24 protein-coding genes are annotated in these 26,089 nt (G+C 42.8%); 2 read left to right on the forward strand and 22 right to left on the reverse strand.

The window, feature by feature from the left end; translation table 11 throughout:
- Positions 1-127: 127 nt before the first annotated feature.
- The 3 genes from BM736_RS13150 to BM736_RS13155 all read right to left on the reverse strand — a co-directional run bounded on the left by BM736_RS13150 (position 128) and on the right by BM736_RS13155 (position 5,011).
- Complete coding sequence (locus BM736_RS13150; protein WP_076412871.1) at positions 128-1,417, reverse strand: NCS2 family permease; 1,290 nt, start codon at positions 1,415-1,417, stop codon at positions 128-130.
- Positions 1,418-3,119: 1,702 nt separating this feature from the next.
- Positions 3,120-3,278, reverse strand: a complete 159-nt coding sequence (locus BM736_RS25185; RefSeq protein WP_179079055.1) for a hypothetical protein — start codon at positions 3,276-3,278, stop codon at positions 3,120-3,122.
- 200 nt (positions 3,279-3,478) lie between these two features.
- Positions 3,479-5,011, reverse strand: a complete 1,533-nt coding sequence (locus tag BM736_RS13155; RefSeq protein ID WP_076412873.1) for a leucyl aminopeptidase family protein — start codon at positions 5,009-5,011, stop codon at positions 3,479-3,481.
- A 292-nt stretch (positions 5,012-5,303) separates the two neighbouring features.
- Between BM736_RS13155 and BM736_RS13160 the strand changes: the two genes are divergently transcribed.
- Positions 5,304-6,764 carry an aminoacyl-histidine dipeptidase gene (locus BM736_RS13160; protein WP_076412875.1) on the forward strand — a complete coding sequence of 487 codons (1,461 nt, stop codon included), beginning with the start codon at positions 5,304-5,306 and terminating at the stop codon, positions 6,762-6,764.
- 120 nt (positions 6,765-6,884) lie between these two features.
- Here BM736_RS13160 and dinB read toward each other — a convergent pair whose 3' ends face one another.
- From dinB to BM736_RS13185, 5 genes are all read right to left on the reverse strand, one after another.
- Positions 6,885-7,967, reverse strand: coding sequence for a DNA polymerase IV (gene dinB, locus BM736_RS13165; RefSeq protein ID WP_076412877.1), 1,083 nt, complete (start codon positions 7,965-7,967; stop codon positions 6,885-6,887).
- Positions 7,968-8,231: 264 nt separating this feature from the next.
- Complete coding sequence (gene fghA / locus BM736_RS13170) at positions 8,232-9,089, reverse strand: S-formylglutathione hydrolase (protein ID WP_076412879.1); 858 nt, start codon at positions 9,087-9,089, stop codon at positions 8,232-8,234.
- A 162-nt stretch (positions 9,090-9,251) separates the two neighbouring features.
- Complete coding sequence (locus tag BM736_RS13175) at positions 9,252-10,382, reverse strand: S-(hydroxymethyl)glutathione dehydrogenase/class III alcohol dehydrogenase (RefSeq protein WP_076412881.1); 1,131 nt, start codon at positions 10,380-10,382, stop codon at positions 9,252-9,254.
- 195 nt (positions 10,383-10,577) lie between these two features.
- Positions 10,578-10,844, reverse strand: coding sequence for a DksA/TraR family C4-type zinc finger protein (locus BM736_RS13180; RefSeq protein WP_076412883.1), 267 nt, complete (start codon positions 10,842-10,844; stop codon positions 10,578-10,580).
- 38 nt (positions 10,845-10,882) lie between these two features.
- Complete coding sequence (locus tag BM736_RS13185; RefSeq protein ID WP_076412885.1) at positions 10,883-11,332, reverse strand: phosphate-starvation-inducible PsiE family protein; 450 nt, start codon at positions 11,330-11,332, stop codon at positions 10,883-10,885.
- Between the two features lie 180 nt (positions 11,333-11,512).
- Between BM736_RS13185 and BM736_RS13190 the strand changes: the two genes are divergently transcribed.
- Positions 11,513-12,379 carry a LysR substrate-binding domain-containing protein gene (locus BM736_RS13190; RefSeq protein ID WP_076412887.1) on the forward strand — a complete coding sequence of 289 codons (867 nt, stop codon included), beginning with the start codon at positions 11,513-11,515 and terminating at the stop codon, positions 12,377-12,379.
- Between the two features lie 100 nt (positions 12,380-12,479).
- On the opposite strand, the gene BM736_RS13195 is transcribed toward BM736_RS13190, so the two are convergent.
- The 14 genes from BM736_RS13195 to luxS form a co-directional block, all read right to left on the reverse strand.
- Positions 12,480-14,480 carry a methyl-accepting chemotaxis protein gene (locus tag BM736_RS13195; protein WP_076412889.1) on the reverse strand — a complete coding sequence of 667 codons (2,001 nt, stop codon included), beginning with the start codon at positions 14,478-14,480 and terminating at the stop codon, positions 12,480-12,482.
- A gap of 144 nt (positions 14,481-14,624) precedes the next feature.
- Entirely contained in the window at positions 14,625-14,846 is a 222-nt protein-coding gene (locus BM736_RS13200; protein ID WP_076412891.1) for a hypothetical protein, read from the reverse strand.
- Positions 14,847-14,994: 148 nt separating this feature from the next.
- Positions 14,995-15,462, reverse strand: a complete 468-nt coding sequence (gene bfr, locus BM736_RS13205; RefSeq protein WP_076412893.1) for a bacterioferritin — start codon at positions 15,460-15,462, stop codon at positions 14,995-14,997.
- Positions 15,463-15,473: 11 nt separating this feature from the next.
- Complete coding sequence (bfr, locus tag BM736_RS13210) at positions 15,474-15,944, reverse strand: bacterioferritin (protein ID WP_076412895.1); 471 nt, start codon at positions 15,942-15,944, stop codon at positions 15,474-15,476.
- A gap of 188 nt (positions 15,945-16,132) precedes the next feature.
- Positions 16,133-17,143, reverse strand: a complete 1,011-nt coding sequence (locus BM736_RS13215; RefSeq protein WP_076412897.1) for a GGDEF domain-containing protein — start codon at positions 17,141-17,143, stop codon at positions 16,133-16,135.
- Positions 17,144-17,537: 394 nt separating this feature from the next.
- On the reverse strand, positions 17,538-17,762 hold the full coding sequence (nqrM, locus tag BM736_RS13220; protein ID WP_076412899.1) for a (Na+)-NQR maturation NqrM: 225 nt from the start codon (positions 17,760-17,762) through the stop codon (positions 17,538-17,540).
- Positions 17,763-17,855: 93 nt separating this feature from the next.
- Entirely contained in the window at positions 17,856-18,872 is a 1,017-nt protein-coding gene (locus BM736_RS13225) for an FAD:protein FMN transferase (RefSeq protein ID WP_076412901.1), read from the reverse strand.
- Positions 18,873-18,991: 119 nt separating this feature from the next.
- Complete coding sequence (gene nqrF, locus BM736_RS13230) at positions 18,992-20,239, reverse strand: NADH:ubiquinone reductase (Na(+)-transporting) subunit F (RefSeq protein WP_076412903.1); 1,248 nt, start codon at positions 20,237-20,239, stop codon at positions 18,992-18,994.
- A gap of 45 nt (positions 20,240-20,284) precedes the next feature.
- Positions 20,285-20,893 (reverse strand): NADH:ubiquinone reductase (Na(+)-transporting) subunit E, encoded by a 609-nt coding sequence (nqrE, locus tag BM736_RS13235; protein WP_076412905.1) that lies wholly within the window; start codon positions 20,891-20,893, stop codon positions 20,285-20,287.
- Positions 20,894-20,898: 5 nt separating this feature from the next.
- Positions 20,899-21,531, reverse strand: a complete 633-nt coding sequence (locus BM736_RS13240) for an NADH:ubiquinone reductase (Na(+)-transporting) subunit D (protein ID WP_076412906.1) — start codon at positions 21,529-21,531, stop codon at positions 20,899-20,901.
- Positions 21,531-22,325 carry a Na(+)-translocating NADH-quinone reductase subunit C gene (locus BM736_RS13245; RefSeq protein WP_076412908.1) on the reverse strand — a complete coding sequence of 265 codons (795 nt, stop codon included), beginning with the start codon at positions 22,323-22,325 and terminating at the stop codon, positions 21,531-21,533. Before BM736_RS13245 ends, BM736_RS13240 begins: the two co-directional genes overlap by 1 nt.
- A complete protein-coding gene (locus BM736_RS13250; protein ID WP_076412910.1) occupies positions 22,318-23,517 on the reverse strand; it encodes an NADH:ubiquinone reductase (Na(+)-transporting) subunit B in 1,200 nt (399 codons plus the stop codon). The genes BM736_RS13245 and BM736_RS13250 overlap by 8 nt, the downstream gene beginning before the upstream one ends.
- Entirely contained in the window at positions 23,517-24,851 is a 1,335-nt protein-coding gene (locus BM736_RS13255; RefSeq protein WP_076413048.1) for a Na(+)-translocating NADH-quinone reductase subunit A, read from the reverse strand. The genes BM736_RS13250 and BM736_RS13255 overlap by 1 nt, the downstream gene beginning before the upstream one ends.
- 569 nt (positions 24,852-25,420) lie before the next feature.
- Positions 25,421-25,930 (reverse strand): S-ribosylhomocysteine lyase, encoded by a 510-nt coding sequence (luxS, locus tag BM736_RS13260; RefSeq protein WP_076412912.1) that lies wholly within the window; start codon positions 25,928-25,930, stop codon positions 25,421-25,423.
- Positions 25,931-26,089: the final 159 nt, after the last annotated feature.

The following is a 26,089-nucleotide window of genomic DNA, read 5'->3' on the forward strand; positions in this document are numbered from 1 at the left end:
TAAATAGATCAAATTATGAATAAAAGCCAAAATAAAAGGCCATACACTGTATGACCTTATATTTGCACTAATTAATAGTATCCAATATTCACTTTATTAATCTCATAGCTAAGGCAAGTTTAGCTCATTAGCCATAGATAAATTTACCAATAAACAGGCCTGCCAATACTATGACCCCTAAGCTCAAATCTTTATAACGGCCACACATCAGTTTAATCACAGCGTAAGAGATAAAGCCCATCGCGATCCCTGTTGCAATTGAAAATGTCAGAGGCATCAATATGCATACCACGACAACGGGAGCAGCTTCTGTCAAGTCTTCCCACTCCACATGCACTAAGCCTGACATCATTAAAATCGCCACATAAAACAAGGTGCCAGCAGTTGCATAAGCAGGGACCATTCCTGCAAGCGGCGAAATAAACAATGCGAGTAAGAAAAGCAAACCAACCACTACTGCGGTTAACCCTGTCCTGCCACCAGCACTAACTCCCGCCGTTGACTCGACATAACTTGTTGTTGTTGATGTCCCCAGCATAGCGCCAGCAATAGTCGCTGTACTATCAGCGGTTAATGCGCGGTTTAATCTAGGTAGACGACCTTTATCATCGAGGAACCCACCACGTTGAGCGACAGCAACTAAGGTGCCAGAGGTATCAAATAGATCGACAAACAAAAAAGCAAACACAACTGATAGCATGCTAATTTCAAGTACGCTAGAGAGATCCATCTTCATAAACGTCGGCATGATAGATGGGGGCAGTGACACCACACCTTGATATTGAACATCGCCAAACAGTAGTCCAAGCATAGTCACAGCAAGGATGCTCACCACTACCGCAGACTTCATGCCGCGTTGCACCATAGCGATAATCAAGAAAAAACCAACTGCCGCCATCACTGCTGGAAATGCCGTGATATCCCCCATAGTCACTAAAGTTGCAGGGCTAGCAACTACTATTCCCGCACTTTTCAGGCCAATAAGTGCTAAAAACAGGCCGATACCCGCTGCAATACCTAGCCTTAATGACATAGGAATACTGTTTACAATCCATTCCCTGATCCGTACCAAAGAGAGTATAAGGAAACAGATCCCCGACAAGAATACCGCACCTAGTGCCGTTTCCCAGCTATACCCCATCTCGCCAACAACGGTATAAGTAAAAAATGCGTTGAGTCCCATACCAGGCGCAAGGGCTATCGGATAGTTAGCCACTATCCCCATAATTAAACAGCCAATAGCAGCAGCAAGACATGTCGCGACGAAAACCGCTCCATGATCCATCCCTGCATCAGCAAGCATCATAGGGTTCACAAAAATGATATATGCCATCGTCAGGAATGTAGTCAGGCCAGCAACAGCCTCCTGTTTTAACGATGTTTGATGCTCTTTAAGCTTAAATAGTTTTTCTAACATGGACCCCAGTTCCTTAGTTATTTTTATGTTGGAACAATCGTTCTGCAGTTACCGATTAGTATTATTCTAAGTAGTACAGAATCGAAAGATGCAAACCGTAACACATGTTCACAATTGCGGCAGATTATAGGGTGTTTGATTTAGCGAGGCTATAGAAGAGGGACCAAGGAGTGTCAGCTGTAAAGGATACTGTTTTTTACTTTAAAAAAAGCAAAAAAAAACCTGCTCAATGAGCAGGTAAAGACTAATTCAAGTGTTCCAAAAGGAAAGAGTTTCCGCGCTAACAGTTACACTGGTGTATCGATTCACTTTGCAGAGTCAATCAATACACGACTTGAGTCAAAACATCCCAAAAGGGATAAGGGTCGATAGATGGAAACTAGCTTGCTATCACAAGGGGTTAGTTTGATGATAGAAGGGGCAGTAAACCCTTTTGATCTTTAACAAGATCACCTTAAAGGAAGGTTAGCCCTTGAAGGTCATTGCGTACAAGCCGCCACGTAAAGAATCGGTACAAAACCAAGTGTTCTGCCAATAAACGTGCTGCATTCCGGTATAAGACATAATCAATACTCCTAAACAAAGTTGTAATAAATACTCTAGTCACACTTACTATCATGCTATCTGAAACAGATAGATTTAGAGTCAACTTGTCGCTCGATTCCTTGGAGAGTTATCCATCCTGGATAGACTTAGAGGTGGAAGGCGTCATTGCCTAACCAACGAGAGAGATTATATTTAAACTGTAATTAAATTACAAGATTTTTCTTCAAAAACATTAAAGCAGCTAATTAACGGTCACTTTAGGTAATTTTACTACATAATTTTACGTTGAATATAATCAAAATTAACTATGACACTAAAAGTTAACACCAATAGCTATAAAGAAACTGGCATAAACCAACAGAACAAGACGCAATGGAGAGGTGCCTGCAAGCGCACTAGCCTAAACAGCTATATGCCATAGAGAAAGTAAAACAAAAAAAATGCCTGCTCAATGAGCAGGCAACGACTAATTTCAAGCGTTCCAAATGGAAAGAGTTTCCGCGCTAGCAGTTACAATGGTTTATCAATCAGAGATTCAATTTAAATTGAACCACTTACCAATAAACCTCTTGAGTCTAAGCATCCCAAAGGGATTAAGGTTGATGGATGGTAACTAGATAGCAATCAAATCAATAAGAGTTAATCGCAGGGTAGTCAGCCCTAAAACTTGAACAATAAGGAGGGTTAGCCCTTAAAGGTCATTGGGTACAAACCGCCACGCAAAGTATCAGTACAAAACCAAGTAGTTTGCCAATAGACGTGCTGTATTCCGGTATAAGACATAGTCAATACTCCTAGATAAGTTGTAATAAAATTACTCTAAACTTAAGTACTAGCTTTCAAACTTTAATCATATGAAAACAGGTTAAACCTAAGCTGAGTCAACTTGTCGCTCGATTCCTTGGAGAATTATCCTTCCTGGATAGACTTTCTCAGTTAGACATATCGTATAAACAGTGCCTAATCGATGAGTGTCATTATAGATAAATGTAGTTTTATTACAAGCTTTATTTGATTTAGATTAATAAAACTTAGCTATATCGGCTTGATGATTGAATTTAGCGTAATTTTACTACAAAACTAAGGGTTTTACGTATATAAAATTAGCTGTTTAGTCTAAATAGAGATATATAAAACACGATTTTGATCGACACTTTTAACTGAGCAAGGGGGTAATAATTGAATCTAGCTCAGGAGCGAGATATGAATAGAGGTGAGGCAAAGCATAAAGCGGATGGCCTTCGGCGGCACTACTCGTTATATCGACGTGACAGCTCCCCACATTAGGCCCTTGGTTTTGCAGATTTATGACCATAGTAGCCACACACCTTTATTGCTAATAGATACCTATCATCTCTCTACTTGATCATGTACTAATATAAGCACACTAATATAAGTCCACTAAAGGCGTCGCTGTTGACGCCCCATAAAGCGGATGGCCTTCGGTGGCACTACTCGTTATATCGAGGTGATAGATTCTCACATTAGTTCATTGGTTTTGCAGGTGTGATCTCTCTACTTGGTCATGTACTTATATAAGCCCACTAAAGGCGTCGCTGTTGGCGACCCATAAAGCGGATGACCTTCGGTGGCACTACCTGCAATATCGACATGAGTAAACGACATTGGTTTTGCAGATGTCAGTCCATGTGCTTCTAGTCCTGATGCTTTTAACAGAAATGCTGCTGGATATTGGTGACCACGCGCCGTTACTGATGAGGGACCATTATTCGATGAGAGAATATCAGCAGCCCCTGAAGGGTCGACAATCTTGGCATAATCTTCACGACGTAATACAGACTGCTCAATAGGCTCTCCCCATGCATCAGCCTGCGCTGCAATACCTGCAGCAACACCAGCCTGTTTTGCAACACTATTTTCAACGGTGGCTGTATAGCCCCCGAAACAGCGCACGACATGGCCAGTTAAGGTCGCCACAGAAAAGAGCTCAGGATTAACGGCCTTTTCAGCCTTAATACGTAAGTGAGACAGCAGATCAGCGAGCACTAGCCTGCCTTCAGCATCAGTATTACCAATTCTGACACGTACCCCAGCATGGCTTGTAATGATCTCATCCGTAACAAAAGCCTCACTGCCTATGCTATTGCGAACTAACCCAAGTTCAGCGACTACACGAATCCCCTTAGGCTTAAGCATAGAGATGGTTTTCATTAAACCAGCAACGGCTGCTGCCCCGCCTTTGTCGCGACTCATTCCAGCCATGCCACCAGCAACCTTGATATCTGCGCCACCGGTGTCATAAATAACGCCTTTTCCGGCATAAAAATAAGTGTGCTCAATTTCACCTTCGCCAACATACTCTACTTTTACAACGCGAGGCTGATGCCTAGAGACAGCAAAAGATGAACGCCCTACGGCACTCATTAGAGGATAGTCTCGCTCTAGTACATCTCTATCTTCTATTACACTTACTTTCAAACCTGAATCTTGGTACGCCGCTACACAGTAATCAGCAAATGCAGGCGCTGACATACGCTCAGGCTCAGTGCCACACAAATCTCTGGCTAAGATCCGACCCGCCTCTATCGCGTTCAAGCTTTGGCTAGCCTGAGTTGTATTAAACAAACCTATCGCTTCAAATGCAGGCTGTTCACCACTAGCTTCACGTCGTTCAAGTGCTTGCCAGAGCTCCTGTCCACATGCCAATGCAGCGACTTCAGTGGCAAAACCATAGCGTAAGTCATCACTTTTAGGCACAAACAGTAACGGCTTTTTGGCCCCCGCCTCTTTGGCTATTTTAATACCCGCTCTTGCAGCTTCAGCAAAAACACGAACATCTTCAACATCATCTTGGCTATTTTTAACAGGAGAAATAATCAATCGCCCACCCGCTAAGCCTGGCGCAAATAACAAGGTCGATGTCTTACCTACTCGATGATCGATTTTAGCGCCATGATCGGCCAACAAGGCGACCTCATCAAAACCAGTGTGGGCGAGATCTGTGGCAACGACCACTAACGCATCCCAACCGCTACCTTCAAAGATTGCACTGTCATCAAATACATCAATAAAATTAACCTGGGCCATGAACTTTCCTTTCGCTTGTGTGATCGTATTACTTCATAAACAAACTCACTCACTAAACAGGTAAACCCTGCAAAATCAGTAGGTTTGTAACGAGTACAATTATAATTATTAAATTTATTGGCTAGCATTATTAACTTAACTTAAGCCTATGCCAAGTGCTTATCGATTTTTGATGGAAACTTTGTATTCCACCCTTTACATTCGCTCCTACTGAGTAAGATAAACTTGCAATTAAGCTGTGATAGAATGCTGTCAAATTTAGCCTCAAGTTGAAATTTAAGGGGAGTTACCCGTGACAGCATTAAGCCAATTACAACCTCAAGCACTGTGGCAGTGGTTCGAGCAGATCTGTGCTATTCCGCACCCATCAAAGCATGAGCAAGCACTGAGTGAGTACATTCAGGCTTGGGCCAAAGATAAGCAACTCGAACTTGTTGAAGATAAGGTCGGCAACCTAATCATAAAGAAAGGTGCAACTGCGGGCATGGAAAACCGTAAAACGGTTGCTCTACAAGCCCATATCGATATGGTTCCACAAAAGAATGCTGATAAAGAGCATGATTTTGAGAAAGACCCAATTGAACCATACGTTGATGGTGAATGGGTCAAGGCCCGAGGCACGACACTTGGTGCTGATAACGGTATAGGTATGGCTTCAGCCTTGGCTGTACTTGGCAGTGATGATATTGCTCATGGCCCACTTGAAGTGCTGTTAACCATAGATGAAGAAGCTGGCATGACGGGTGCTTTCGGCCTTGAAGCTGGCTACCTAGATGCTGATATTCTTATCAATACTGACTCTGAGCAGGAAGGTGAGATCTACATGGGCTGTGCTGGCGGTGTTGATGCACAGATCAGCGTACCTATGGTTTGGCAAGCACCAGAGCAAACAAACTCAACTTACACCTTAACGCTTTCGGGATTAAAAGGCGGCCACTCAGGTGTCAATATTCACATGGGCCGTGGTAATGCCAACAAGCTGTTAGCACGCTTTCTGTTTAACCATGCCGATGAGTTAGCCATTGAGCTCACTAACTTCACTGGCGGTTCTCTGCGCAATGCTATTCCACGCGAAGCTTCAGTCAGCTTTATGCTGCCATCAGAAAATGTCACAAAACTTGAAACATTGGCAAAAGCGTTCCAACTACTCGTAAGAGAAGAGCTAGCAATTGCAGATCCAGGAATGGAATTTGTGTTAACCGAAGTTCCAGCAGCCAAACAAGTGATGAGCGAAGATGCTCAAAACACCTTAATCGACCTACTTAATGCCTGTCCAAATGGCGTTATCCGTATGAGTGATGAGGTTGAAGGTGTCACAGAGACATCATTAAACCTTGGTGTTATCAGCACAGAAGCTGAGAGCGTTGAAGTGCTATGTTTAATTCGTTCACTGATTGATTCAGGCCGTGATGAAGTCGAAAGTGTACTAACTTCACTGTCTAACTTGGCTGGTTGTGAAGTAGAGTTTAGCGGCGCTTACCCTGGGTGGAAACCAGATAACAGCTCGCCTGTTATGGCTCTGGTACGTGAAACTTACGAAAGCATCTACCATAAAGATCCTGTGATCATGGTCATCCATGCAGGTCTTGAATGTGGTTTATTTAAGAAACCTTACCCTGAAATGGATATGGTATCGATTGGCCCAACCATTCGTTACCCACACAGTCCAGATGAGAAGGTACTGATTGAAACTGTAGGTCAATACTACACTCTACTGCTTGCTATTTTGGAGCGCACTCCAGAGAAAGATTAAGCAAAATGCCGAGTTCCTAGGCTGCTAGGAACTCGAATCTCCTCCTCGCAGCTCATGCGCTCTACTCCCTCTATTCGAAGCTATGTTCTAGTAAAACGAGTGATTTTTTAAACCGCTTCTTTAAAAGCCTAAGTCCATCTGTGACTCATTCACGGTATTTTCTTCAGTCTGCTGTACTTCAGCCTGACTCGCTAACCCTACACTGACCCCAAGCAAACGTATCCCTCTGCCCTGCTGTCGCTCTAGTGCTTGAGTCAATAAGTCATAAAATAACTTCACTGACATCTCATCTGATCTATGTTCAATCGTGGTCTGCTTGAAATCATTAAACTTAAGTTTTACCACCTGTTTATTGATCTTTCTGTCTTTTGCACTGCGATTAACCCGAGAAGCAAGCTCCTGAATAAGCTGAGGCATTACCGAATGACACTGGTCTAAGGTATAGATATCTTTAGCTAGGGTCGTCTCGACACCCACAGACTTTCGTTCACGATGCGGCGATATACTGCGCTCATCTATACCTTGCGCCCGCTCAACTAAAACGGCACCAAACTTACCAAAGCGCTTTATTAGCTCACTTTTAGGATAGTCTTGTAGATCACCACACGTTTTTAACCCGATATCTTCCAGCTTCTTGCCAGTCACTTTTCCTACACCTGGGATCTTAGTTAAAGGTAACGTCTTAACAAATGGAGAGATCATATCTGGAGTTATCACATATTGGCCGTTAGGTTTATTTAAGTCCGAGGCTACCTTGGCGAGAAACTTTACCGGGGCAATGCCCGCTGATGCAGTTAAGCCTGTCAGCTCAAAAATTTCATCTCTAATCGCTGCGGCAATTAATGTTGCTGACCCCTTATGTTGAGTACAATCGGTAACATCAAGATAGGCTTCATCGAGGGATAGAGGCTCAATGAGGTCGGTATATCGGGAAAACACCTCACGGATCTGACTTGATACTTCTTTATAAACTGCCATTCGCCCAGGAACTAATATCAGATCAGGGCACAGTTTAAGTGCATAGCCAGACGCCATTGCCGAGCGTACACCAAATGCTCTTGCTTCATAGTTACAAGTGCTAATCACACCACGGCGATCACTTCGGCCACCGACGGCTATCGGTTTGCCTCGCAGCTCAGGAAAGTCACGCATCTCCACTGCAGCAAAGTAGCAGTCCATATCGATATGAATAATTTTTTTCAAATTAGCTATCAAAACGTTTTTTTAAAACCAATGTCAAAAACCAAAGTAAAAGTAGTCCTCCCCATCACTATACTGTATATAAAAACAGTATCCAATAAAAACACCAATTTCTATGTCATTTGTTTGGAGTATCTCTTAGCGCTGAAGTAAATCATCCACCTTCTGAAGTAGGTGGTTTAGCACTGAAAACAAAAAATGCCATTAACGATAAGGTTAATGGCATTTCTCATGTTGGATCTCGCTGCAAGTTGACACTATAAACTGCTAATCAGTTAGCAAGTGCTCTGCATGGAATCTTAGGTGCTGCTCGATAAAGCTCGCTATAAAGTAATAACTATGGTCATAACCTTCATGGCTCTCTAACGTCAACGGATAGTCACTGCTCTTAGCTGCAGCCTGCAATACTTCAGGTTTTAGCTGTTCAACTAAGAAGTTATCAGCTTCACCTTGGCTGACCAATGCCGGAACCCGTGGCGCCTTTTGTGTGGCGAGTGAGTTACGCATCAATACGCTGGCATCATATTCAGACCAATTTGCCGTATCTCTACCTAGGTATGCAGTAAACGCTTTTTTACCCCATGGACAATTTATTGGATTACTAATAGGGCTAAATGCAGACACAGATTGATATGCTTCACTATTCCGTAGCGCGATAACTAAGGCGCCATGTCCACCCATTGAGTGTCCTGCGATAGCACGCTTGTCTGTGACAGGAAACATAGACTCAACTAACTCAGGCAGCTCTTTAACAATGTAATCATACATTTGATAATGCTTATTCCAAGGTGCTTGAGTTGCGTTGAGGTAAAAACCAGCTCCCTGGCCTAAATCATAACCTTCGTCATCAGCGATATCATTGCCCCGTGGGCTAGTGTCAGCTGCAACGATTGCGATTCCTAACTCGGATGCCAATTTTTGTGCACCCGCTTTTTGCATAAAGTTTTCATCACTACAAGTTAACCCTGATAGCCAATACAATACAGGCACCTTTTGCCCATTAGATGCTTGAGGAGGCAAGTAAATTGCAAACCTCATCGGGCAATTAAGGACCTTTGACTGGTGGGTATATTGTTTATGCCAACCACCAAAACTCTTATTGATACTGATATTTTCTACTGTCATGCGTATTGTCCTTACTCACTACAGCTGCCCAGCGCAGAGTAAACAAACGAGTTCCCCCGTTAGCTACCTGATATTATTGGACAATATTTGCAATTTAACGATGTCAGTGAGAACCACTGACATCGTCATTATTTGAACGATTTAGTTCGCTCAATGACTCAATTATTTGTCGAAGTGAATGACAGTTCGAATGCTCTTACCTTCATGCATCAGATCGAACGCTTCGTTCACTTGCTCAAGACCCATGGTATGAGTAATAAAGTCATTCAACGCAAACTCACCCGCCATGTAACGCTCAACATATTCAGGCAATTCAGAGCGACCTTTAACACCACCAAATGCAGAACCTTTCCATACGCGGCCTGTTACTAACTGGAATGGACGAGTTGAGATCTCTTGACCCGCTCCAGCAACACCAATAACAACTGACTCACCCCAACCTTTATGACAACACTCTAATGCTGAACGCATCACATTCACGTTACCAATACACTCAAATGAGTAATCTACGCCGCCATCAGTAAGCTCAACAATCACGTCTTGAATCGGCTTATCGTAATCTTTCGGGTTGATGAAATCCGTTGCACCAAGTTTGCGAGCCAATGGGAATTTGCTCTCATTAATATCGATAACGATAATACGAGATGCTTTTGCCATAGCTGCACCTATGACTGCAGATAGACCAATACCGCCCATACCGAAGATAGCAACCGTAGCTCCCTCTTCAACTTTAGCTGTATTCATTACTGCGCCCATGCCTGTGGTAACGCCACAACCAAGTAAGCACACCTCTTCGAGTGGCGCTTCAGGGTTAACTTTTGCTAATGAGATTTCAGGCAATACTGTGTACTCAGAAAACGTTGAGCAGCCCATGTAATGAAAGATATCTTTACCATCTTTAGAGAAGCGAGTGGTACCGTCTGGCATTAAACCTTTACCTTGTGTTTCACGGATCTTCTGACACAGGTTAGTTTTACCTGACTTACAGAATTTACATTCGCCACACTCAGGGGTGTAAAGTGGGATCACGTGATCGCCAACTTTTACACTGGTTACACCTTCACCGATAGACTCAACGATACCGCCGCCTTCGTGGCCAAGAATACAAGGGAAAATCCCCTCTGGATCGTCACCAGAAAGTGTAAAAGCATCAGTATGACAAACACCTGTTGCGATGATCTTGATGCGTACTTCACCTTTTTGAGGTGGCATGACATCAACTGTTTCCATAGTAAGAGGCTCGCCAACGGCCCAAGCGACTGCGGCTTTTGATTTGATTGTTTGTGCTGTCATTTTAGCTCCTAAAAACAATAAGGTTGAGTACTATTACTCTTGATTTCATTAACTTGGATACAAGCTCATGGGGAGACTTGTTCCTAAACTATGGGATAAGTATATCCCTCTATATAAAAATGATAATCCCACTTATAGGTAAATTACTTTTACCCCATGGTAATAATCATCTGATAAAACAAAATTTGAACGTAATTATCTTAACTGGCTGTCTTTACTTCCACGGCGGTTATAACCCAACTGTCTAGCTTGAAAGCCATCCACCTCCGCTTGACAGGCAACACACAAACGCACGCCAGGTAAAGCATCTCGCCTTGCTTGAGGTATTTCATCCTCACACTCTTCACAGTGAGATAAACTTACCCCAGCAGATAACTTGTCTCTCGCTTGTGCGACTGCATCTGCAACGCTTGTGTCAATCTGCTCTTGCACAGCGCCATCTCTTGACCAACCTCCAGCCATAACTCTCTCCTCAGCTAGCGCGATTTACTATCACTAATTTAATCATCAGCATTAGCTCTTGATATTTTTGGCTTTTGTGAGATTAGCCAGTAGGTCACACCGAGGGCAATAATCACAGCGCCTGACGCCCAAACATATTCAGGCTCGACCGTTTTAAAGTCTAAAACAATAATCTTACGAGATATCGCCATCAATGCCGTAGCAATCACTATCTGAACATGGATTATCTCCTCCTTCAGGTAGATGGTGATATTTTGAAAAATCTCAATCGCGATCAGTACAGCTAAAAAGGCACCAAAAAGCGAAAGAATATCACCAGAGCTCAATAGACCATATGGTGGGGTAATGATCTCCTCATAAAGCGTAATGCCGACATCTATCACTCCCCATAAAATCACTAAAGTCATGAGTACGGCTAAACCTCTAACCGCATAATGCACCACTTGGCCAAGCTTATTGATGATAGGTTCGTTATCAATTTTTTCCATGTGGCCTCCAAGGCAATACTGAGTTTCTGACGAATATTGTTATGTTCGAGCATCACTGATTCAAATAAGCCTAGTTGAAAGCAAATGAAAGCGTGCATGAACTGATGAGGTGTATTATATTTCAAACTGAAACAATGATAATCCACCACATTATAAAATCACTTTTACCAGGAGGTAACAATGTTCAACTGGGAAGGTGTCAGTGAATTTGTCGCAGTCGCAGAAACAGAAAGCTTCACCAAAGCAGCAAAGCGACTGGGGATCTCGACCGCACAAGTCAGTAGGCAGGTCAGCAGCTTAGAGACCCGTTTGGCGACTAAGCTATTTCATCGAACAACACGCCGAGTATCTGTCACTGAAGCTGGACAGGTCTACTTTCAACACTGTCGGCAAGTGCTCGATGGGTTAGATGAAGCAGAGAGAGCAATTACCAATCTACAGGCCACGCCAAGAGGCCGTTTAAAAATAACAGCACCAGTGACATATGGCGAAAATACCATTGCTCCTTTGATTAATGATTTTGCGGCCAGCTATCCCGATCTTGATATCCAGCTGAATCTAACAAATTTAAAGGTCGATATGATCGATGAGGGCTATGACTTAGCAATCCGTCTAGGTCAACTTGAAGACTCCAGCATGATGGCAAAACGTTTAGGTAAAAGAACCCAATTCCTATGCGCAGCGCCGAGCTACCTAAGCACGTTTGGTAGCCCTCACTCACTTTCTGAGCTTGAGCAGCATAACTGCCTTAACGGCACTCTGGATTATTGGCGGTTTCAAGAAAACGGCAAGAGTAAAAACGTAAGAGTCAGCGGCAATTTACGCTGTAATAGTGGTAGTGCTTTAGTCGATGCAGCAATCAAAGGTATTGGGCTCATTCAGCTACCAGATTACTATGTTCAGTCATATATAGATTCAGGAGACTTAGTCTCAATACTTGAACAATACCGTCCAGAGGATGAAGGTATTTGGGCTATCTACCCCCACAATAGACACCTTTCCCCTAAGGTACGCATGCTGATTGAGCATATGACACAGAGTCTGTGAGCATGTGCTTTCTAACTCTTGTCTGCTTAAGCCTGAACGAAAAATGCCTGTCACCTGACAGGCATTTTTTATCTAGCGACGCATACACGTATATGTAAAATTAAATTTTAAACTGTTGAATATTTTGTGAAAGCGCTTCTGTAACATGCTGGAACTCTGTGAGGCTGTTTGAAAGAGCCTCACTCGATGCCAATGAGTCGTCAGATAAACCACGTACATTTTCAACATTACAAGCGACCTCTTCAGCCACTACAGCTTGTTGACCAATCGCTGAGGTGATCTCAATCGTCTGTTGCTGAATCGCCGAAATAGCATCAGTGATACCAGTCAGGGCCGTCTCGACTTGGGTCGTCAAATCCTGACCAATATTAGCCTGTTCAACCCCCTCCTCCATGACTTGTTCAGCCTGCAGTGCATTTTGTTGTAGTGTCTGAATAATATCTTGAATATTAGCTGTGGAGTCCTGAGTTCTAGAGGCTAAGGTTCTCACTTCATCCGCGACTACGGCAAAGCCTCGACCTTGCTCCCCAGCTCGTGCAGCCTCAATAGCCGCATTAAGCGCCAACAAGTTAGTCTGCTCGGCAATCCCACGAATCACACTCAACACTTCACCAATCTGCTCAGAGCTGGTTCTTAGGTGCCTAACAACCTTTGCCGCTTCAATAACTTGCGTCGACAGAGACTGCATACCGTTCGTCGCTTTAGCAACGATCGCCATACCCTCTTGTGATTCAGTCTGCGCTTTTTCTGCAAACTCACTGGCACGCTGTGCACTATTAGCCATCTCTTGTGAGGTATGCGCCATCTCAGTCGCTGCGGTAGCAACACTTGAGATCTCCTGCTTTTGCTGCGAGACACTGTGCAAAGCTTCATCACAAATAGACACAGCACCACTTACGCCTGAATCAACTCGCTGGGTAAGCTCCCGAGTTTGCTCGAGCATGCCTTGTACTTTAGCGGCAAATTGATTAAATGCATCGCCAAGCTTACCAAGTTCATCCTCTCTCTCCATATGAATACGCTTAGAGAGATCACTATCGCCCTGGGCAATATCTTCCATCGCCTCAAGTAGTCGATTAACTTGGCGCCTAAAGGGCAGTAGCATCATCCAAACAGTAGCGCCAACGAGCACCATGATGGCCATAGCAAGTATCGTCGCGTTCACCATAGCTTCATTAACCGGTGCTTCGATGACCTCTGTTGGTAACATAAAAGCTAAATGCCATTTCTGTTGAGGAAACTGACCACCAACACTGACATAGCTGACTCTTTGCAGCTCTCCTTTGAATGTCACCTCTGCAACGCCCTGTCCACTCGCGTTCATTTGGCGAGTAAGTTGTCCAAAACCTTGAGTATCCTTGAAGTAACTGTCGACCTTACTAGCTTGAGAGCCAGGTTGAAACTCTTCATTAAAACCAGGGAAATAAACCAACTGGCCTGTTTCAGTGATTAAAAATGCTTGCCCTTGACCTTGGTATTTTATCTGAGCAAGAAGCTCAGTACCGATAGTATCAATTAAGATATCCATACCACCGATCCCGATAAATTGGCCCTGCTGATTTTTAATCACAGACTTAACGGTGGCAGAAATTGAACCATCATTGGCATCTACGGCAGGATCTGTCACATACATGCCATCTTTATTGATCCCCTCCTGCCACCAAGGTCGCTTATTGGTGAAATAGTTTTCATCGTTATAACGACCATTTAAATCAAAGTATTCGAAAGTATTTGCAGAGCCAAAAAAGACTGACTTTATATCAGCGTCGCTATCGGAGAAATGCTTAAAGTACTGAATCACATTTTGGTATTGCGTATCGCTATCTAAATTGCTTAGACGCGCATCGTACTGAGTAAACCAATCTTGCACTTGTGGGGATGAGAAAACGGCATCAATCACCTTAGCTTTCTCGACAAAGTAGCTAGTCACTTCATTAGATTTTAGTTGAACCAAAGCGGAAAGATCGGCATCTATCTGAGTGCGAGTTCGGTCACTTTCAGCGTTAACTAAAAAACCAGAAACAACAGCAAGTAAAACGGCTAAGGCGCCAACGATAGAAAAAATTAACTGCAAGCTAAGAGAACGTTTTAGCTGCTTCATGAAGGGATCCTTTTACTTATTTTTATTATTAACGGATCAATCTATCAGAGATTGACTAGCTGTGAAGCGTTAATGCAATAAAAAAGAGTAAAAAGTGTTTTCATTATGTTGAAATAGTGGGAGTTAATTGAAAAACAACAAAGCTTAAAAAAGCTCGCTTAGCAGCTTTCTCTCCTCATCAGTTAGCAGAGAGTTTTTCATAGAGATAGACTTACTATTATTCGCAATAACTAGCTGCTTTTCTAGATAAGCAATCTTAAGCAGTAATACGTTAACGACTACAGGTAAAGCCGCCACAAACTCCGCTGTATCTACCCGCATCGAGTTCGATGCTAACTCGCCATTACACTTGATACTGGTCATCATCATATCTCCCTATTTAAAGTTGATATAATAACCAATTAAACTGAACAAAAGCTGTACAGGTTTTACATGAAATAAAAAAGCGTTTAGCCAGTAATGGCTAAACGCTTAGTCTGTAAGTATTAGGTGTAAAATACCTAGGGAATAAACTTTACATCATTGTCTGCAGATAGTTTTGCAAGCCAACTCGATCAATCAGTCCCAACTGTTTTTCCATCCAATACATATGATCAGATTCTGTCTCTTCAAGCAATACCACCAAGATCTCTCTTGTCTGATAGTCCTGCTTCTCTTCACACAGCGCGATGACCTTACGTAAGTTATCAGCAACGTAATATTCATAGTTGAGATCGTTTTGCAGCATCTCTTGAGTGTTTTTACCAATGTTTAGCTTTTCACGGCTCGCAACATCCGGCGTCCCTTCTAAGAAAAGGATACGTTGCACGAGTTTACCGGCGTGCATTCTTTCATCATCAGATTCATGTGAAATGCGCTTATGAAGTTCATTTAGCCCCCAGTCTTCATACATTAATCCATGAACAAAGTACTGATCCATTGCTGAGAGTTCGCCAGTCAGCAAATGGTTAAGTGCATCGATTACTTCTTGATTACCTTTCATGTTAGCGCCTTTTATTTATTAATTTTTGACTGAAGAAAATTCTGAATACCGGTAAGACCTATCAACTCTTGCTGTGATTCGAGCCAATCTAGGTGCTCCTCCTCATCATCAAGTAGCCCTTGAAGCAGTTCGCGGCTGACATAGTCACTTTCAGTTTCACAGACCTCAATAGCAGTACGAAGTATTGCAATTTCAGCTTCAACCATGACTTTGTCACAGCTAAGCATCTCTTCGCTGTGCTCGCCGATACGCAATTTCTCTAATTGCTGCAGGTTAGGTAAGCCTTCAAGAAACAGCACACGCTCGATCAACTTATCGGCATGTTTCATATCTTGAATCGATTTTTTATATGTCTTGTGGTTTAACTGCTCAAAGCCCCAATTTTTAAACATGCGAGCATGAAGAAAGTACTGGTTTATCGCAGTTAACTCAAAGGTGAGGATCTTATTTAGCTGACTAACAACGTTCGGCTGACCTTTCATCTTACTGTCCCTTAAAAGAAAGTTGATCTATATCAAGTTCTAGAGACTATTACATTTTAATCAGCAATACAAATTATCTTTATTTTTCAATATGATAGCAATGATAACTATTGTTGTTATCATTTTAGTTTTAATTATATACAGAGGTTAATCCACTCAAAGTCGTGGAAGTCTTTTAACTAAGTGCGCTAAAACAACTCAATATCATCTTGGAATTTCTTTTCGACTAATAGGCCTTGAGCTAAAAGGTCTTCATACACTTCTACTCGATTTCGACCTGTCTCTTTAATATGGTAAAGGGTTTGATCGGCTTTAAGCAGCAAGCTACTGGCCTGCTCATCAGAGCTTACCTGCGTAATCCCCATTGATACCGTGACTTGGATTTTATTACCATGAAAGCGAGATAACTCACTTTGAAACTGTAGGCATCTTGCTAACATTTCAGTTCGGGTGCAGGGGGCTAAAAGCAAAACAAACTCATCGCCTCCAAAGCGGAACATGGCATCATGCTGGCTGAATACGGATTCCATCACCTTAACAAGATCAAGCAAAATCTCATCACCATAAAGGTGCCCATAGGTATCATTGATACTTTTAAATTTATCGATATCAAAAATACATAGCCAGTGACACTCAACCAACTCTTCACTCACGCTCGCCAATTGAAAAACATTTGAATCAGCGAGCTTTAAGCGACGCTCAAACGCCTTTCTATTAAGTAGTCCTGTCAGCTCATCGGTTTCACACTCAATGACAATCGAGAGAAAGTTCTCATAGACCTTAGCTAAGCCTTTGAGCAAATTGATGCTCACTTCAGTTAACTGGACTAGCTTGACCCATAGCACCTTAACCACGCACTCATTTAAGGTAATAGGAATCGCAATTTGAGCAGGTACAGCATCTTTGGAGTAGCAGGTAGACAGAGAGCTAACACATTTTACAAAACACGCTGAGCCTTGCTCTCTATCTGACAGTTCATCTTTATCAAAACTATGCTGATTCGCTGCAACAGTGAACTCTTTTGGGATCGCAATCTCCTCGAGTTCACGGTTTGCTATTTGAATATCAAATATCTTTACTGATATCGGGTCAACAAATTGCTCAACCGTAGAGATCAAACTTTTTGTTAGAGATTCCAGTTGCCGCTGCTCTGTTAACTGTACAAGGGAGTCTAAGATCACTTCGAGTTCTGTTCTCATTGAATATCCATACTCAATTTGAGATGAAGGTAATCGAAGTATAGTTATACCAATCGGTATAAGAAAGTGGTCAGTTCAGAGTTATTTTTGGCAGCTTAATTCAAGGCGAATGAGTGAGGGAATGGTGATCCCTTTCGAGCTTATTCAACACAGAAGTAGGCTGCCAAAAAAACTCCTAGAAGGCGAGTTTTAGCACTTCTGATGCTGCGTTAACGAGCTTAAACGTAGAATAACTATGTCTCTCACTCGTTGCCTTGTCTCACAAGCGCTAAACTCTCGCTGAATGGCCACATCTTTATATCGATTGGTATTAAAGGAATCTGCAGGTATAAAAAAGGCACTAATAAAATTAGTACCTTTTCATTTCAAACTTTGGTTGCCATGCTAGATTGAGCTAGATAATGCGGTCCTTGTTGAGCTTCTCACGTCGCTCCTCTTCCGCTGCCATTTTAGCTTTGCGATTATCACATGGATCGTCACAATCGCAGGCCTTATCGATACCTAAAGCGCCTAATCCACCACAACTTCCTGCAACAGCAGTACGCTTAACTAAGTAGCCAATCGACATTAAAAGAAAAAATAGCAACAGGACAACGAATGCTGCGATAAATGTACTCATCATATACTCCAACGGTGCAGTGAGGTGATTATATCACCTAAACACACAGATTAGTTAAGGCTATTTAACCTGCTCATACCAACCTATTTAAAATTACTGCTCAACAAAAGGTTTAAAAGCATCACTATAGAAAACCTCAAATCCATCATCCTGCTTTTCAATCAGCATAATAGCTAAGTTCTCTTGCTCAGCGAGTGCTAATGACTTCTCGGTTCCAAGTACCATCATTGCAGTAGCGTAGCCATCGGCAACCATGGACTGTTTATGTAAAACAGTGACAGAAGCGAGACGATGATCTATCGGATAGCCATCGCGTGGGTCGATAAGGTGAGAAAATTGTCTACCATCTTCTTCATAGTAATTACGATAATCACCAGAAGTTGCAATGGCATTATCGCCTGGCGCAATGACTTGCTGTATTTCACGGTCATCAACATCTGGCTGCTCTATAGCTACTCGCCAAGGCGCACCATCGATTTTATTGCCGTATACGCTCAGCTCTCCACCGATCTCAACTAAATACCCAGACACCTTGTACTTATCGAGTATGCCTGCCACCACATCAACACCGAAGCCTTTCGCGATTGAGGATAGGTCTACATACAGATCAGGGTTGGTCTTGCTGAGTTTGTTGCCAACGAGATGAAGATACTCAATACCCGTTTTTGCTTTGGCTTTTGCAATAATATCTTCACTTGGCACCTCAGTTGGGCGCTTATCAGGGCCAAAACCCCATAAGTTAACCAGAGGACCTAAAGTGATATCGAGTGCACCATCAGTCACTTCATACAGATGTAACCCCTCTTTGATCACAAAGGCCGTATCTTTAGAAACACTAATAGTCTCTTCGTGGCTCATAGAGTTAAAACGTGATAACTCAGAGTCAGGGCGGTAAGTCGACATCTGATCATTGACCTTCTCAAGTGCAAGATCGATTTCAGCTTGTAATAAACTCGCTTCAGGTAGCTGCTCACTCTGTACCACTTTGATGTGATAGGTTGTGCCCATTGTGTTACCAGAAAGCGAAATAATTTGTGCAGATTGACTACACCCAGAAACAAAAAAGGCTAGCCATACAAGGGCTAACCAGTTTACTAAGGTCTTATTCATTTTGACCTAAATCCTTATCACTATACTACTTTACGACACATTTAATAATCAGAGAGCAACCGGCTCTCTGACTAGACTAAATGACAACAATCACAAGATTCTAGCTGTATAGGAGGTGATTAGCCACCAAAGTCATCCAGAAGGATGTTTTCATCTTCGACACCAAGATCTTTAAGCATACCGATAACGGCAGCATTCATCATTGGTGGGCCACACATGTAAAATTCACAATCTTCTGGCGCATCGTGGTCACGTAAGTAGCTTTCATAAAGTACATTATGAATAAAGCCTGTCTTACCTTCCCAGTTGTCTTCAGGTTGTGGATCTGATAGCGCAACATGCCAATCAAAGTTCTCGTTATCAGCCGCTAGGCCATCGAAATCTTCAACATAGAACATCTCACGCTTAGAACGTGCACCGTACCAGAAGCTCATCTTACGATCTGTATTAAGACGCTTAAGCTGATCGAAGATGTGAGAACGCATTGGTGCCATACCTGCACCACCACCGACAAATACCATCTCATTATCAGTTTCTTTAGCGAAGAACTCACCAAATGGACCTGAGATTGTCACCTTATCACCCGCTTTTAGGCTGAAGATGTATGAAGACATCTTACCGCAAGGCAGTGTTAAGTTGCGTGGAGGCGGCGTTGCAATACGTACGTTCAACATGATGATACCTTCCTCTTCAGGATAGTTCGCCATTGAGTATGCACGGATTGTTTCATCTTCAACTTGAGACTCTAGCTTGAAGAAACCAAAATGCTCCCAGTCACCACGGTATTCTGCAGGAATATCATAATCTGCATATTTAACATGATGTACAGGCGCTTCAATCTGAATGTAACCACCAGCACGGAAAGGTACTGAATCACCATCAGGAATTTGAAGCTTAAGCTCTTTAATGAAAGTGGCTTTGTTATCATTTGAGATAACAGTACATTCCCACTTTTTAACACCAAAGATCTCTTCTTCTAGTTCGATCTCCATATCAGTTTTTACGTTTACCTGACATGATAAACGGCAGCCCTCACGAGCCTCACCTTTACTGATATGATCAAGCTCTGTTGGTAGAATATCCCCACCACCAGATTTCACGTGTACTTTACACTGACCACAAGTACCACCACCGCCACAAGCTGACGATACGAAAATACCGCTCTCAGCCAGTGCACCTAGTAGCTTGCCACCTGCTGCTAGCTTGATGCCTTTTTCAGGGTCATCATTGATACCAATTGTAATGTCACCGCTATTTACTAGCTTTGATTTGGCAAATAAAATTACAAGTACCAAACCTAAAACGATAGCTGTAAACATACTCACACCAAGGTAAACCTCGAGTGGAGTAGATTTAAGAATATCCATTAACTTATCCTTAAAAGTCCGAAACAGGAACCCGATGGGTCCCGTTTATAGGGACACACCAGAAAACGACATGAATCCAAGGGCCATCAAACCTGCTGTAACAAAGGTAATACCTAAGCCACGCAGTCCATCAGGCACATCAGCATATTTCAGCTTTTCACGGATACCAGCTAACAAGACAATAGCTAATGCAAAGCCAAGTCCTGAGCCCACACCAAATACCATACTTTCAACTAGGTTGTAGTCACGCTCAACCATGAAAGATACTGCACCAAAAATTGCACAGTTTACGGTGATAAGTGGTAGGAAGATCCCCAACGCGTTATATAACGGCGGGAAGAACTTATCCAGTACCATCTCAAGGATCTGTACGAGTGCTGCGATTACACCGATGAAGGTGATGAACTTCAAGAAGCTCAAATCAGCTTCAGGTGCACCAGCCCAAGCCAAAGCACCTGGAGCAAGTAGCCCTTGGTAGATGATCTGGTTTACGGGAACTGAAATAGCCAGAACCACAACTACTGCAATACCTAGTCCCATCGCCGTGGTCACTTTCTTAGAAACCGCTAGGAATGTACACATACCTAGGAAGAAAGAGAGTGCCATGTTTTCGATGAAAATAGAGCGAATTAGCAAACTAATATAATGTTCCATCGCGCTTACCCTTTTGCTTCTACTTGCTCTGGCTTAACCGTACGGATAATCCAGATAAGAGTACCGATTAAGAAGAACGCACTTGGTGGAAGCAACAACAGACCGTTTGGCTGGTACCAGCCACCGTCTGAAATTTTGCTCAAGATTTCAATACCAAATAGCGAACCATTACCGAAGAGTTCACGGACAAAACCAACTGACAATAGAATTGCACCGTAGCCTAAGCCATTACCGATACCATCCATAAAGCTCATCATTGGCGGTGTTTTCATCGCATAAGCTTCAGCACGACCCATTACGATACAGTTGGTAATAATCAAACCAACGAATACCGAAAGCTGTTTAGCTACATCGTAAGCGTAAGCTTGTAGCACTTGGTCTACCACAATCACAAGCGACGCAATAATCGTCATCTGTACGATAATACGTACACTACTTGGAATATGGTTACGAAGCATGGAGATGAATAGGTTTGAACAAGCACAAACAGCAGTCAGTGCAATAGTCATAACCAAGGCGGTTTCCATTTTACTGGTCACAGCAAGTGCACTACATACACCTAGTACCTGTAAGGCAATCGGGTTATTGCTAACAATTGGTCCCGATAGAACCTGCTTAAGTTCTTTAGCGTTAGCCATTAGCTCAGTCCTCCGTTACGAACTTTCTCGATGAAGTGAGCAAAACCTTCCTCACCTAACCAAAACTCAAGTGAGTTTTGAACACCGTTACCAGTCAGAGTTGCACCAGATAAGGCATCAACACCATGGTCACCGGCTGCTACAACAGGGTTTTTAGTCACACTGATTGCCAAGTTACCTTGGGCATCATATAACTTCTTACCATGCCACTTCGCCATCCACTGAGGATTTTGAACTTCACCACCTAAGCCTGGTGTTTCACCAGCACCGGTGAATGAGTAGTAAACTAGGCTCTGAATAGTATTCAGATCAGTTTCAACCGCTAAGAATGCATACATGGTTGACCAAAGACCGTAGCCCTTGATAGGTAAGATAAGCGTTTTAGCTTGACCTTGGTCATCATTAACTACATAAACGACAGCTGTGTTAGCTACACGTTTAACAGAAGCAATATCGTTTTGAGGCTTAAATGAATTAGCCACATCACGTGCTTCTTTATCTGCGTCAAATGAATCAGCATCGCCTTCAACCCAGTTACCTGTTTTCAGGTCAACGAGCTTAGCAACAACATACTTATCGTATGTAGAAAGCACTTCTGCCTTCGTCATTGCTACATCGCTTTCCTGCATCAAACCTGCAGCTTCAAGAATATATTTTTGCTTATCGAGCAGCTTATTCTCAATCTGGATAGGTCTTAGTAGTACTGCTGCAGTTGATACAAAAACTGAACAGATAAAACATAAACCAACAACGACAAAGAGTGTTCTGCCAAAGGAATCTTTATTACTAGCCACGTGCAATCCTCCGCTTGATATTTGCCTGAACAACAAAATGGTCAAATAGTGGAGCGAACAAGTTGGCGAATAGGATGGCCAACATCATACCTTCTGGGAATGCTGGGTTAATGACGCGAATAAATACCGCCATTGCACCAATCAAAATTCCATAACCCCATTTTGCCGAGTTTGTAAATGAAGCAGATACAGGATCTGTCGCCATAAACATCATACCGAAGGCAAAACCACCTAAAACAAGGTGCCAGTACCAAGGCATTGCAAACATTGGGTTAGTATCACTACCGATGAAGTTCAATAGGTAAGAGACTGCAATCATGCCCACCATTACACCGGCAATAATGCGCCATGATGCAATACGTGCGTACACAATAACCGCGCCACCTAACAAGATAGCTAAGGTTGAAACTTCACCTACAGAGCCAGGAATGAAACCTAGGAAGGCATCCCACCAGTCTTGGCTAAATCCATATTCAAGCGTACCTTGTGCCGCTTGGCTCAGTGCAGTTGCACCAGAGAAACCATCAGCAGCAACCCAAGTTGTGTCACCAGACATACTGAGTGGGTAAGCGAAGAATAGGAAAGCACGACCGGCTAACGCAGGGTTAAGGAAGTTACGGCCTGTGCCACCAAAGATCTCTTTAGCGACAACCACACCAAAGGTGATACCTAGTGCAACCATCCATAAAGGAATTGTTGCAGGTAGTGTCAATGCAAAGAGTACAGAGGTAACGAAGAAACCTTCGTTAACTTCATGGCCACGAACGGCAGCAAATAATACTTCCCAAATACCACCTACGGCGAAAGTCACCGCATAGATAGGTAGGAAGAAACAGGCGCCATACCAAAGTAAGGCTGGAATACCTGAGTTTGCCGTTAGCTCAGTACCAAACATACCGAACAGGCTAACCTGCCATACATCTGGTGTAGCAAAACCAGCTACAAGCGCATCTTGAGCTTGTAAACCGACGTTATACATACCGACAAACATAGCTGGGAATGTACATGCCCAAACCATGATCATCATACGCTTCAGGTCTAAGTTATCACGAACATGGGTTGCGCCCTTGTTCACGTGACCTGGTGTGTAAAAAACCGTATAAGCAGCTTCGAAAACAGCGTAAAACTTTTCGTATTTACCGCCCTTTTCAAACTGAGGTTCTACACTCTTAAATAACTCTTTCAAGCCCATTAGCCTTCCCTCACGATCGTATCTAAGCAGTCACGCAAGTATGTAGCATAGTCATACTTACCTGGACATACGAAAGTACACAGTGCCAAATCTTCTTCATCCAACTCAAGTGCGCCTAATGCAGCAGCACCATCAGTGTCGCCAGAAACTAGGTCTCTTAGTAACATAGTAGGAAGAATATCGAGAGGCATGACGCGCTCATAGTTACCAATAGGCACCATAGCTCGGTCTGAACCACCTGTACTTGTCGTCATCTTAAATAGACGAGAAGGTGACAAGTGACCCAAGAAAGCACGAGTGATAGAGAACTTTTCGGCACCAGGCATAGCCCAACCGATGAACTCTTGCTCACGTCCCTCTTCAAGTAGTGACACTTGCTGATGGAAACGACCTAAAAATGCGTGAGGTCCAGTCGCTGTACGTCCGCTCAATATTGAGCCTGATACAGTACGAACTTCGCCATCTAAGGTTTCGCCTGCTGTTAATTCAGCAGTTGAAGCACCTAAATGAGTACGAACCAATCTTGGCTTAGCCGCTTTAGGACCAGCAAGTGCTACCACGCGATGAGTGTTTAGCTCACCTGTAGTGAACAGCTGACCAATAGCGATCACATCTTGATAACCCACATGCCAAACAACTCGCTTCGCTGAAGCTGACATTAGGAAATGAATATGTGTACCAGCAAGACCCGCAGGGTGTGCACCTGCAAACTCTTCTACTTGTGCATTGGCAGCAGGAATATCAGCGCCTGGTGCTTTACACAAGTAAACTTTGCCTTCAGTTAATCTTGCAAGAACCTTAAGTCCATTAGCAAAATCATCTTTATGCTCACCAATAACCACTTCAGGGTTAGCAGCAAGAGGCTGAGTATCTATTGCGGTAACAAAAATGCCGGCAGCTGTTGAATCTACGGCTGGGGCTTTACTGAAAGGACGAGTTCGCAATGCTGTCCACAACCCTGATTCAATTAGGTTGTCTCTAACTAACTGCGAATCCAACGTATCTATTGCTGCTGCATCATACTTAGCAAAAGAGACAGATTCATCTCCCTCGACATCGATGACGACTGACTGCAGCACACGTTGTGCGCCCCGGTTGACTTCTGAAATTGTGCCACTGGCTAAAGCAGTATATTTAACACCAAGGTTCTTTTTATCTTCAAAGATAACCTGACCTTTTTTAACTTTATCACCCACTTTAATTTTCATAGTGGGACGTAAGCCAATATACTCTTCACCCAAAGTAGCTACACGTTTAATGGCTGGGCCATCATGGACAACTTGCTCTGGCCCGCCTGCTATAGGCAGGTCCAATCCTTTCTTTATTGTAATCATATCCACAAGCACTACGTTATGAAGGAAAGATAATGCGCCGCGTTCCTGCTTAGTACGACAGGTTTAAAACTAAACTCATATCAATGAGCTAGCGCTGATTTATCACGGAAATGCGATCATAATCACGCTGTTCGCGCGCATTTTACCGCAAATGTCACGGTATCGCCATGAAAATTGTGGGTGTTTCAATAGGAGAAGGGGGATTTTTAAATTATGGCTTAGATCACATTTTACTAGAATAATTTGATTCAGGGCATTCTAATGCAATTAACCGCCTTATCTAGCAAGGATATTCACATATTTCAATACCACAGATACATTAGTATTTATTTAAATAGCTAAAAAATAACACCTTTTTGACCGAACAGTTTTTAACCACTTTTTAACATCGACTTGCGCAATTTATGAGCACCACTTTCTATGGCTTTCACCTTAAAACAGCTTTTTTAACACATTGGGCCAGTTAAACACCTATTATGCCAAGACCTGTTTGAATCGCAGTATCAATATCAAATTTATAATGGCAATAAAAAAAGCGGCCGAAGCCGCTTCATAAATCAATAAGCAGTTTAGAGTCCTTTTAAGATCTCATCACTCAGCTTCAATTCATCGTTCTTATTCACACTAATCCCTGAAGCTATAATAGTACGTGCAATACTTTGAGCTTGCTCAAGCGAGTGCATGTCAAAAGTACCACACTGGTATTCATTCAATTCTGGGATTTGAGCCTGCTCAGCCACTTTCAACACATCGTTCATGGCTGCTAACCATGCTTCAGCAACCTCTGCTTCAGCTGGTGTACCGATTAAGCTCATATAAAAGCCTGTGCGACACCCCATTGGAGAAATATCAATGATCTCTACAGTCTCGCCATTTAAATGGTCACGCATAAAGCCAGCATAAAGGTGCTCTAAAGTATGGATGCCTCGTTCACTGAGGATATCTTTATTTGGTGCACAAAAACGCAGATCAAATACTGTAATAGTATCACCGCTTGGCGTCTTCATGGTTTTTGCAACACGTACAGCTGGAGCGTGCATACGGGTATGATCGACGGTAAAGCTATCTAATAATGGCATCTCTACTCTCCTGTTTGTTGGGCTTCATAGCAATAATACTTGAGCCATTTTTTGTTTTTCTCATTCTAACATATGCAGATGACACTATGACTTTGCTAGATAGTTCCAAAAAACATATATGAGTCTAAACAAGACTAGTACCTTGATAAACTTAGCTTT

Source organism: Shewanella sp. UCD-KL12 (assembly GCF_001957125.1).
Classification (GTDB): domain Bacteria; phylum Pseudomonadota; class Gammaproteobacteria; order Enterobacterales; family Shewanellaceae; genus Shewanella.